Below are 9445 nucleotides of genomic sequence, written 5' to 3' on the forward strand. Positions count from 1 at the left end.
GAAAAAATGTGACAATGGCAAATGTGGAGAAGGCAAAAAAAGTGCCAAAAAATGTGACAATGGCAAATGTGGAGAAGGTAAAAAAGAGGCAAAAAAGGCTCCTTCTAAAATGAAATGCGGAGAAGGAAAATGTGGATAATCTACCCATAACACTTCTTCTTTAAACTCCTATTTCTCAAGATGTAGGAGTTTTATCTTCCTTTTAGAAATCATTGTATAATGTACCTATGAATAAACAAAGGACATGTATGCGATATTTATTTATTCCCCTCCTTCTATTACTCTTTTTTACTGGCTGCGAAGACAAAGAGCAGCAGGCCAAACATGATGCTCAAATCGCACAACAAGCAAGAGCAGAACTGCTTGCAGAATTAGAAGCCAAAAAAGTGCAAAAGAAAAAAGAAAATGCCAAGCTTAACAATATGGGTATCAATGTGGATGATGGTACCATCACGATAGATACCAACAAAACCAAAGACTTTTTTAATGACTTAGGCCAAAAAATGGATATAGAAATGAAAAAAATGGCTGCAGATATGGAAAAAGGCATCATTGAGTATAAAGAAGCAGGTGTTGAGGTCAATGAGCAGCATATCCATATCGATCTGAATAAAACCCATGACCTTCTTCTAAACTGGGGTAAAACAATACAAGTTTTTGTGCAAGAGTTTGATGAGATGGCAAAAACGTTAGAGATAAACAGTACAAACACAACACGTAAAGGAATGTAATGCAACCAATAGATATGAACTCCGATGAATTTCAGGCTGAATTAGAAAAGACATGGACTTTTGTAGACAAGGTCAATAACCAATTTGGTTTTGTGCCCAACCCAAATGAAGAGGTCAACGAAGGTGTGGCTATGGGCCTTGCTCGAAACAAGCTCATATATGGTAAAAGATTTTGTCCTTGTTTCATGGTCATCGGAGAAACAAAAGAAGAACAAAAAGCAGCTGATAACCGTATCTGTCCATGTACGCCTGCACTAGAAAAAGAGATCCCTGAAGATGGTACATGTCACTGTGGTATCTTCTGTACACCTGAATATGCAAAAGCACAAATGATGCATGATGAGATAGAAGAGGTCGTACACCAACATTCAGGCGGTCTGACAAAAGAACAAGCAGAAGTACTACTCAAAGAGGAGCAGATTGATGGCGATGAGCTTGAAGCCCTTATAGAAGCAAAAAACATAGGGATGATCGATTTTACACTTGTCGATACAAGAGAATACATGGAGTTCCAAATGGGACATATAGTAGGAACAGATGTGCTTGTACCTACCTCACAATTCTATGCAAAGGTAGAAGAAGCACTTGCAGGGAAAAAAGAAGAAGCGATCATCGTCTACTGTCATTCAGGAAGTAGAAGTTACCAAGTACAACACGCAATGAAAGCGATGGGATTTGAACAAGTAAGCAACCTACGTCCAGGAATCATAGGCTTTTCAGGAGAAGTACAAAGAGGATAACAGCCCTTTAAAACTTCCTCCTTTTTACAAGAGGGAGTTCTCACCCCTCAAAAAATCCAAACTACAAAAAACTTCATCAGCCCACGACAGTCCACTGCATTTTGTTTTTTTGGGTTCGTCTTCTTATTTGTTGCATCAACAAATAAAAAAAAGGAATGCATAAAATACAATCCAAAGATAAAATTATAAATTTTAAAAAAGTTGGGGGATAGTTACGAAGGATGAGGAGCCAAAGCTCCTCAAGAAATAGTTCTGGCACTAAATGCCGACATCTTTTTTGCTAAAGCAAAAAAAGATGCTACAAATTATTTAGCAAGTGCTGCTTTAGAAGCCTCAGCTACTTTTGTAAAACTTTCAGGAGCATTCATTGCCATATCAGCAAGAATTTTTCTGTCAAGTTCGATATTTGCAAGTTTAAGACCATGCATGAATGTTGAATAGTTCATACCATTTAATCTTGTTGCTGCATTAATACGAACGATCCATAGTCTTCTGAAGTCTCTCTTTTTTTGTCTTCTATCTCTGTAAGCATATACTAATGAACGCTCGAGTTGTTCTTTCGCTTTTCTGAAGTGTTTTCTTCTACCGCTGTAGAACCCTCTAGCTTGTTTTAATAGTCTTTTATGACGTCTGTGTCTTACGACACCAGTTTTTACTCTCATGGTTATCCTTTACCTTAAACTTGTGCTACAACTTTCAACAAACAAATGCGACTAGTCGCATGAGCCAACTGCTGAAGTTATGCTATAGTAGGTGTCAAACATTATCTCTGTTTGAACTTGCCCCTTATCGGGGGAATCTCTAAATCAAAAAGTGATTAGTTAATCATCTCTTTAATGTTTTTTGCATCAACAGGGTCAACGTGCTTAGGACTTCTCATACTTCTGTGATGTTTACCATCAACTTTAGAAAGAATGTGACTTCTGTACGCAGTTCCTCTTTTGATTTTGCCGCTTTTTTTCACTTTAAAACGCTTAACTGCGCCTTTAACACTTTTCATTTTTGGCATATGCTTACTCCCTTTAAAAATTTTTTACTCTCTAGTACTAATGCTTTTAAATACGGCTAGCCGTATGAGCCAACTGCTAAAGTTAACACAGCGTTAGCGTAGGTATTTTGGGCTTAGCTCAAAATCCGTTCTATCAAATAAAATGGGACGGTATTATACCCAAACTATCTAAAAGATTTATAAATCTATTCTGTACCGATATCTCTAACCCTATTTGTGTTAAAATCTATCTATTAAAAATGAGGGTAAGCCTAGTGGACAAAGTAACCGAAATACTTTCTCAAAAAAAGAAACTTTTAACAGAGGTTTATTTTGATTTGCAAGTGCATTTTGAAGAAAAATATGGGAAAGATGCCCTTGTATTGATGGAGATCGGTACTTTTTTTGAAGTCTATGAAGTCAACAATGATGAACTGAAAGTAGGTAAAGCCAAAGAGATAGCCGAACTGCTCAACATCCAACTCACCCGTAAAAGTAAAGCCGTATTGGAAAACTCCGTTTCCAATCCTCTTCTTGCAGGGGTTCCAGCTGTCTCTTTAGACCGTTACCTCTCACGCCTCATCTCTACCAAAAAATATACTATCATTGTGGTCAAGCAAAAAGGAGAAATGCCAAACATCAAACGTTATGTTTCGAACATCATCTCTCCAGGTACCAATTTTGAATACCTGAGCGAACCTAGTGAAAATAACATCGTCTCCCTGCTCATAGATGAAAATGCCGGTATCTTCTCTGTAGGGTACTCTGCCATAGATGTGAGTACAGGGAAGACCATCTGTAATGAGATACACTCCACCCGTGATGATAAAACCTATGCATTGGATGAAGCATTTAACCTATTACAGACTTATACCACTTCAGAAGTGATCATTACCCTCGACAGTAAAGAGATAGACAAAGAGTGGATAGTGCACTATTTGGAGCTCGAGTCGCTGCACTACTCTGTCAATACAAAACGCTTTAAAATACAATTCCAAAATGAACTCTTTACCCGTGTTTTTAACATCAACTCTTTTCTCTCCAGCATTGAGTTTTTGGACCTTGAACGACATCCTTATACGACAGAGTCTTTGGCAGTATTGATCGATTTCATCATCGAGCATGATGAGAGTATCATAGAGAAGATGAACAAGCCACAATTCCTGGGCAATAATCGTTATATGTATATCGGCAACAATGCGATGGAACAACTCTCAGTCATCTCCCGTGACCCCTCTGACATTACCCTACTTGATCTGATAGACAAAACCTCTACAGCTTTTGGGAAACGTCTTCTCAAAGAGCGCCTGCTCAACCCTATTTGCGATAAAGAACTGCTTGAAAATCGCTACAACCTTACAGAGTTGCTACTACCGAGCATTAATCGTTTTGAGACACACCTGAAGCAGATCTATGACCTTGAACGTATCACCAGACGTATCAAACTGCGTAAGCTGCACCCTGTAGAACTGACCTATATCTCTATGTCTTTAGAAGCAATATTGAAACTTCTTGAAGATGCACAAAGCAATGGTCTAGAAATAGATGATAACCTCTATGATGAAACACAGGAGATGCTAAAAGTCTTACATGACACCTTTGAACTGGATGTCTGTGCACGATTTCGTATAGAGCAGATTAATGACAACCTTTTTAAAGACGGCATCTATCCTGCCATTGACAGCATTGTCAAGCATCAGAAAAAAGAAGTGGACAAAATGGAAGATGTCGCCACGCACATCGAATCACTCTTTGAAAAAGATAAACTCTTTTCGGGGACTGCCAAGTATGCCACAGTGAGTTATCTCGAGAGTGAAGGGTACTTTCTCCACCTGACCAAGAACCGCTTTACCCTCATAGAGAAGTCGCTTAAAGACTCTTTTGTCACCATAGACAACCAGCATCACTTTTTTAAAGACTTTCAGTACAAATCTTTAAAAAATGCGGTCAAAGTCCATGCTCCTCTCTTCGAAGAGATCACAAGAAACTATGAAACCTCTCAGATCAAACTTGTTTCCCTTGTCAAGCAGCGTTACATAGAGAGTCTTGACCTGCTTGAAAACAGGTTTTCACTCCTACTTGACAAACTGATAGTCTTTATCGCAAACATAGATGTCGCGATTTCCAATGCCAAATGTACCAAAATAATGAATCTTTCCCGTCCGATAATTGAAGAGGGTAATTTTTACGAAGCAACCGCACTGCGTCATCCCATCATAGAATCCAATGACGAAAGAGGGATCTATGTACCGAATGATGTCTTTTTGGGAAAAAACAATGGTACTGGCCACAATCACATCACACTCAATGCCAGTGATGGAGAAGATGTTCTAGGTACTTTGCTATATGGTATCAACTCTTCGGGGAAGTCCTCTTTGATGAAAAGTATAGGTCTCTCCATCGTCTTGGCACAGGCAGGATTTTTTGTTCCTGCTGTGGAACTTCGTTTTGGTCTGTATGACAAACTCTTTACACGCATCGTTTCACAAGACAACCTTTATAAAGGTTTGTCAACCTTTGCCGTAGAGATGATGGAACTCAAGAACATCTTTAACCGTGCAGATGAACGTTCTTTGATCCTAGGAGACGAAATAAGCCAGGGTACAGAGACAGAATCAGCTCTTGCCATCGTTTCAAGTGCTATTTTAAGGCTTATCTCACTCAGATCGACCTTTATCTTTGCTACGCACTTACACCAGCTAGGAAGCATCCCTCAGCTACAGAACCTGAAACATCTCATCTTCTTGCATTTGGGTATCAAGTATGATGAAAGCAATGACACACTGATCTATAACCGTGTCTTACAGTTGGGTATGGGAGACAGCCTTTACGGACTGGAATTTGCCAAATCACTACATATGGATAAGGAATTCCTACAAATGGCACAAACCATACGAGAAAACCTGAACCATGGCGGAAGTGATATTAAAAAACTACGTAAACAAAAAAGCAGCAAATACAATAAAGATCTTTACCTCAGCAAGTGTGCCTTATGTGAGGAAAGTGTAGAAGATGTACATCATATCGCAGAACAGAAACATGCAAATGAAGAAGGCCAGATAGACCATTTCCACAAAAACCATAAGTACAACCTCATCCCTCTGTGTAAAAAGCATCATAACATGGTACATGAAGGAAAGATAAACATATCCGGATTTGTAATGACAAGTGAAGGATTAAAATTACATTACGAGATCAAGAGCTAAAGCTCAGTGCATGTGAGGAACTAAATTCCAAATCGTATAAAGAAAATTAGTGAAATTAAACCAAATAGGTTTAGAGTGCATGAGGTTTGTCCAAAGGAAATGCCCTTGGGGTGCGCTAGAGATTTAAAAGCTGTACTACTGTACAGCTTGAAAGATTGAGTGCTATACCCTTATTTCTTTTGAGGTGTTACGTACATGTTAATGTAACGCCCTTCCTGTGAAGGTTTACTCTCGAGTGTTCCAATATCTTCAAGCATAGGCCAAACACGGTTAAGCACATCTACACCCCATTCAGGATTTGCCATTTCCCGTCCTCTTAGGAATACACGTAACTTAACATGCTTTCCTTTCTCTAGGAACTCTCTGGCATGTTTTACTTTATAGTTAATGTCATTTTCAGCGATCTTACAAGAGAACTTCACTTCTTTTACATCAATAATCTTTTGGTTCTTTCTTGCTTCTTTTTTCTTCTTCTCAAGTTCGTATTTGTGTTTTCCGTAATCCATGATTTTAGCAACAGGAGGTTTAGCATCCGGTGACATAAGTACAAGGTCTAAACCTTTCTCTTCAGCTATTTGCATCGCTTCATCTCTGGAGATGATACCAAGCTGTTCGCCATCGTTACCTAAAACTCTAAGCTCATTGATTCTGATAGCATCGTTCATGATGGTATCATCAGCTTTTTTTCTACCTCTGTTTCTATCGTTTTGTCTACTCAAATTTTACCTTCTTGAAGTTGTTGGGTTAATTTTACCATAAATTCGTCTTGTGTAAGATTATACTGTTCTTTGGCTCTTCTGTCACGAATTGCCACTGTTTTGTTTGCCACTTCCTCATCACCAACGATCACTACATACGGTACACGCTGCTTTTCTGCGTTACGTACACGCTTGTTAAGAGAATCATTTTTATCATAGACTTCAGCATCCATACCCTCTTGAACCATTCTTTTCTTAAGTTCATAGGCGTAATCTGCATGCGTATCCGCAATAGGGACAAATATAACCTGCACAGGGGATAAGAAGAAAGGGAATTCCCCGGCATAGTGTTCAGTGAGAATACCAATGAAACGTTCAAATGAACCTAAAATGGCTCTGTGTATCATCACCGGTTGTTTACGGGTATTATCTTCTGCGACATACTCTACTTCAAAACGTTCGGGAAGATTGAAGTCTACTTGAATCGTACCACACTGCCATTTACGTCCGATGGCATCCGTTATCTTAATATCTATCTTAGGCCCATAAAATGCACCCCCGCCTTCATCGATGGTAAATGGCAAATTGTTGCCATTAAGTGCATCTTTGAGTCCTTGTGTTGCTACTTCCCAGACTGCATCTTCACCGATCGCTTTTTCTGGTTTGGTTGATATTTCCATCGTATAATCAAAGCCAAAGAGTTTCATCACTGAATCTACAAACTCTACTACTTCAAGTACCTCAGCAGCTATTTGATCTGCTTCACAGAAGATATGTGCATCATCCTGGGTGAATTCACGTACACGGAAAAGTCCATGCAATACACCTGACTTTTCATGACGATGCACCACGCCATATTCGTAATAACGTAACGGTAGATCACGGTAACTTTTTGGTGTGTGCTTAAAGACTTGGATATGCCCTAAACAGTTCATAGGCTTAATCCCATACTCCTGTTCATCAATGGTAGTGAGATACATGTTCTCACCATAACATGCATAGTGTCCGGAAGTTCTCCACATATCTGCTTTAAGGATCTCTGGTCCACGTACTGGCTCATAGCCACGTGTGAGGTGTGCTTTGTGCAAGATACTCTCTAACTTGTAACGTAGTTTTGCACCTTTTGGCATCCAGAATGGAAGCCCTGGACCTGCCACTTCGTCAAACATAAAGAGTTCCATATCAGCACCAATTTTTCTGTGGTCACGCTTTTTAGCCTCTTCGACCATCGTCATATGTGCTTTAAGTGATTCTTTGTCTGCAAATGCAATACCGTAGATACGCGTAAGCATTTCAGCATTTTCATCACCGCCAAGGTATGCACCTGCTACACGTGTAAGTTTGAAGTTATGCAAAAAACGAAGTGCCGGTACGTGAGGTCCACGACACAGGTCTTCAAAATCACCTTGCTTATAGATAGACAGTGTGTCATCTTCTATACGAGTCATGACTTTTTGTTTTAAGTCATCATTTGCGAACTTTTCTAAGGCTTCTGCTTTACTCATCTCGTACTTTTCGATCTTGTACTTTTTCTTGATGAGTTCTTTCCTCTTTTTTTCGATGGCCTTGAGGTCATTTTCACCTATTTGTTCATCGACTCTGAAGTCATAGTAGAAACCTTCGTCTACTACAGGCCCCACAAAGAATTGTGAATTAGGATAAAGTTCTGTAATGGCTTGTGCCATAAGGTGTGCTGTAGAGTGACGTACGATCTCTAAAGACGCTTCAGAGTTGTCATACTCTATAGGTGTTGCTGTACAGTTTTCCCCTGCACTCTGTGTATCAATGATATTGCCCTGGTCATCTATATAACCGATAAGATTTTCGCTCAAATTAGCCCTTTGTGTTATCGTTGCCTACAATGCAACGTTAAAAATGCGATTATTATAGCTAAAAGTTGGATAAAAATGAATTAATCCCTTAATCATCGCGAAGACAAGACCTTTTTAGGGCTGCTGAAACACTATCAAATATAAAGATAACGCTTGATCTTCTTTGTTGGTGTTTTTACAAAGTCTTCACGCTGCTCAATCATTTTTTTGATACGTGAGAAACTAGAAACGTTTTGATTGACCTCTGTTCGGATCTCTTCAAGCAGTTCATCAATTTTTGCATGTGTTTTTGTCTCAGACTTTTGTTTGACGCCAAAGAGTTCATCAAGCTTCTCATAATCAAGATGTATCCGGGCAGAGAGTATCCCTTCATTGTCAAAAACGAGTGAATCCGCCACAAGAGGGTGTAAATTGAGCGTTGCTTCGATCTGTTCCGGGTAAATATTTTCACCGCTGGAACCCACAATAATATTTTTCGCACGCCCATGCATAAAGAAGTATCCGTCTGCATCAAAATAGCCGATATCCTCCGTATTGAACCATCCGTTTTCATCTATGACCTCAGCCGTTTTTTCAGGATCCTTATAATACCCCATCATGACATTTGGACCACGTGCCCAAAGTGTTCCTGTCCCCTCTGCATTTTGATTCCGTAACTCCAGTTCTGTTCCGAAAAGCGCAGGACCGATGGCTTTATATTTTGTCTTACTCGGATTTGTACCGGCCAATAAAGGTGCTGTTTCAGTGAGCCCATAACCAATACAGTAAGGGAATTCCGCTTCACGTAAAAACTTCTCAACGGCAGGAGAAACACCTGCTCCGCCTATACCAAAAAACCGAAGCTTCCCACCAAAAGTCTCTACAAGCTTCTTGCCTGCGATCTTATTGAGGATTTTTCTGATAAAAGGGATCCCGTAGAGTGTTTTTATCACGATGTTTTTTTGGAAATTAGGCAGGACCTTATTTCTATAGATCTTTTCAATGACCAGTGGGACAGTAAGCATAAAGCTGGGTTTAACATCAGCCATGGCTTTGATCAAAATGGTAGGGGTAGGTGGCTTTTGAATATAATAAATAGAGGCACCATTAAGTATCGGAACGAGCATACCGATCGTACACTCATAGGTATGTGCTAATGGTAAAATAGAAAGGAAACGGTCTTCAGGGAATATATCAACAATCTTTTGTGCAGCGGTAGCGTTGGATACCAGGTTTTTATGACTGAGCATTACTCCTTTTGAACTTCCTGT

At 39.5% G+C, this 9445-nt stretch carries 8 protein-coding genes; 3 read left to right on the forward strand and 5 right to left on the reverse strand.

Annotated elements, in window-relative coordinates; genetic code table 11:
• Positions 1-248: 248 nt before the first annotated feature.
• Positions 249-731 carry a hypothetical protein gene (locus WBM70_RS02155; protein ID WP_424556874.1) on the forward strand — a complete coding sequence of 161 codons (483 nt, stop codon included), beginning with the start codon at positions 249-251 and terminating at the stop codon, positions 729-731.
• Positions 731-1471 (forward strand): ferredoxin-thioredoxin reductase catalytic domain-containing protein, encoded by a 741-nt coding sequence (locus WBM70_RS02160; protein WP_424556875.1) that lies wholly within the window; start codon positions 731-733, stop codon positions 1469-1471. The genes WBM70_RS02155 and WBM70_RS02160 overlap by 1 nt, the downstream gene beginning before the upstream one ends.
• A 305-nt stretch (positions 1472-1776) precedes the next feature.
• On the opposite strand, the gene rplT is transcribed toward WBM70_RS02160, so the two are convergent.
• Both rplT and rpmI read right to left on the reverse strand, forming a co-directional pair.
• The gene (rplT, locus tag WBM70_RS02165; RefSeq protein ID WP_008244940.1) at positions 1777-2133 is read right to left on the reverse strand and encodes a 50S ribosomal protein L20; all 357 of its coding nucleotides are present in this window, start codon (positions 2131-2133) and stop codon (positions 1777-1779) included.
• A 155-nt stretch (positions 2134-2288) separates the two neighbouring features.
• On the reverse strand, positions 2289-2480 hold the full coding sequence (gene rpmI, locus WBM70_RS02170; protein WP_223891958.1) for a 50S ribosomal protein L35: 192 nt from the start codon (positions 2478-2480) through the stop codon (positions 2289-2291).
• 239 nt (positions 2481-2719) lie between these two features.
• Here rpmI and WBM70_RS02175 point away from each other — a divergent pair, with 239 nt between their 5' ends.
• A complete protein-coding gene (locus WBM70_RS02175; RefSeq protein WP_424556876.1) occupies positions 2720-5665 on the forward strand; it encodes a MutS-related protein in 2946 nt (981 codons plus the stop codon).
• Between the two features lie 170 nt (positions 5666-5835).
• Here the strand turns inward: WBM70_RS02175 and infC are convergent, their stop codons facing one another.
• From infC to WBM70_RS02190, 3 genes are all read right to left on the reverse strand, one after another.
• A complete protein-coding gene (gene infC, locus WBM70_RS02180) occupies positions 5836-6330 on the reverse strand; it encodes a translation initiation factor IF-3 (RefSeq protein WP_424556879.1) in 495 nt (164 codons plus the stop codon).
• 50 nt (positions 6331-6380) lie between these two features.
• Positions 6381-8195, reverse strand: a complete 1815-nt coding sequence (gene thrS / locus WBM70_RS02185) for a threonine--tRNA ligase (RefSeq protein WP_424556877.1) — start codon at positions 8193-8195, stop codon at positions 6381-6383.
• Positions 8196-8329: 134 nt separating this feature from the next.
• A partial coding sequence (locus tag WBM70_RS02190) for an AMP-binding protein (RefSeq protein ID WP_424556878.1) occupies positions 8330-9445 on the reverse strand: 1116 nt, incomplete at its 5' end.

Origin of the sequence: Sulfurovum sp. (assembly GCF_049668085.1) — a bacterium.
Lineage (GTDB): Bacteria > Campylobacterota > Campylobacteria > Campylobacterales > Sulfurovaceae > Sulfurovum.

What these genes read in the sequence shown, in the direction of transcription:
- rpmI (WP_223891958.1), bottom strand. Translation starts at nt 2,480, where the DNA reads ATGCCAAAAATGAAAAGTGTTAAAGGCGCAGTTAAGCGTTTTAAAGTG.
- WBM70_RS02160 (WP_424556875.1), top strand. Translation starts at nt 731, where the DNA reads ATGCAACCAATAGATATGAACTCCGATGAATTTCAGGCTGAATTAGAA.
- rplT (WP_008244940.1), bottom strand. Translation starts at nt 2,133, where the DNA reads ATGAGAGTAAAAACTGGTGTCGTAAGACACAGACGTCATAAAAGACTA.
- infC (WP_424556879.1), bottom strand. Translation starts at nt 6,330, where the DNA reads ATGAACGATGCTATCAGAATCAATGAGCTTAGAGTTTTAGGTAACGAT.
- WBM70_RS02155 (WP_424556874.1), top strand. Translation starts at nt 249, where the DNA reads ATGCGATATTTATTTATTCCCCTCCTTCTATTACTCTTTTTTACTGGC.
- WBM70_RS02175 (WP_424556876.1), top strand. Translation starts at nt 2,720, where the DNA reads ATGAGGGTAAGCCTAGTGGACAAAGTAACCGAAATACTTTCTCAAAAA.